Raw genomic sequence first — 1,462 nt, 5'->3', positions numbered from 1 at the left:
ATCGGTAGCGACGAGCACCTGCAGCTTGCCGCTCTTGAAGTCGGCCAGGGCGCGCAGGCGGGCGGACTGGGTTTTGTTGCCGTGAAAGCCGGTGGCGACGATGCCGTCCTTGTCGAGTTGTTCGGCCAGACGGTTGGCGCCGTGCTTGGTGCGGGTGAACACCAGAGTTTGCGGCCAGTTGCGTTCGCGGATGAGGTGGACCAGCATGTCGCGCTTGCGCTCGCGGTCGACCGGGAACACGATCTGTTCGACCAGATCGGCCGTGGCGTTCTGGCGTGCGACGGCAACCTGTTGCGGGTTGACCAAAAAGTCGCCGGCCAGCCGCTTGATCTCTTCAGAGAAGGTGGCGGAGAACAGCAAGTTCTGACGCTGCTTAGGCAGCAGGGCGACGATGCGGCGCATGTCGTGGACGAAGCCCATGTCGAGCATGCGGTCGGCTTCGTCGAGCACCAGCATCTGCACCGCGGACAGGTCGATATTGCGCTGGCTTTGGTGGTCGAGCAGGCGGCCGGGCGTGGCCACGACGATGTCCATGCCGCGCGCCAGGGCGTTGATCTGCGGCTGCATGCCCACGCCGCCATACATCGCCATGCTGTGCAGCTTGAGGTGGCGGCCGTAGGCGGCGAGGTTTTCATGCACCTGCGCAGCCAGCTCGCGGGTGGGAGTGAGGATGAGGGCGCGGGGAATGATCTTGCCCTTGGCGTTGCGAGCGGGTTCGCCGCCACTCAGGCGCTGCAGCATGGGCAGGGTGAAGCCGGCCGTTTTGCCGGTGCCGGTCTGCGCCGCGGCCAGCAGATCATGCCCTGCGAGCACAACCGGAATGGCCTGGAGTTGAATGGGAGTGGGTACGGTGTAACCTTGTTCGGCAACAGCACGCACGAGGGGCTCGATCAAGCCCAGATCTTGAAAAGACATGTGAAAAACTTTCGGGAGCGGTGTGTGAACCGATCCAGGACTCTGCCACCGCGCTTGAACAAGCGCGCCAGTCTGCAACAGATGGAGTGGGCCGAGAGGCTCGGCAGGAGTCAAAAGTGACTGCGGCTGGGAGACTGGACATGGCCGCTGAGCAAGTATGGTAATGGAATTCTTGCTGCTGCGCGTCATGGCCGTGGCCTTGCAGCGACAATAGCGGTTTGCCCCATGGGATGTGGGCGCGCAGTCTTTCCTCAAACAGGTCTGAAACACAGATGGCTCAATACGTTTTCACCATGAACCGGGTCGGCAAGATCGTGCCGCCCAAGCGTCAGATTCTCAAGGACGTTTCGCTGAGTTTTTTCCCCGGCGCCAAGATCGGCGTGCTGGGCCTGAACGGCTCAGGCAAATCGACCCTGCTCAAGATCATGGCCGGGGTGGATACCGATATTGAAGGCGAAGCCGTGCCGATGGCGGGCTTGCGCATCGGCTACCTGCCGCAAGAGCCGCAGCTCGATCCGGCGCAGACCGTGCGCGAGGCGGTGGAAGA

Annotated in this window: 2 protein-coding genes; one reads left to right on the top strand and one right to left on the bottom strand. The window is 62.7% G+C overall.

Annotated elements, in window-relative coordinates; all coding sequences use genetic code 11:
• The coding region (locus B7X30_RS15610) for a DEAD/DEAH box helicase (RefSeq protein WP_286731878.1) at positions 1–915 on the bottom strand (915 nt) is incomplete at its 3' end.
• Between the two features lie 272 nt (positions 916–1,187).
• Between B7X30_RS15610 and B7X30_RS15605 the strand changes: the two genes are divergently transcribed.
• Positions 1,188–1,462 (top strand): ATP-binding cassette domain-containing protein (locus B7X30_RS15605; RefSeq protein ID WP_286731876.1); only part of this gene is annotated, 275 nt, incomplete at its 3' end.

Origin of the sequence: Thiomonas sp. 13-64-67 (assembly GCF_002282795.1) — a bacterium.
Classification (GTDB): Bacteria; Pseudomonadota; Gammaproteobacteria; order Burkholderiales; family Burkholderiaceae_C; genus Thiomonas; species Thiomonas arsenitoxydans.
Note: the sequence above shows the minus strand (reverse complement) of the source record. Positions and strands in the feature narration are given on the sequence as shown.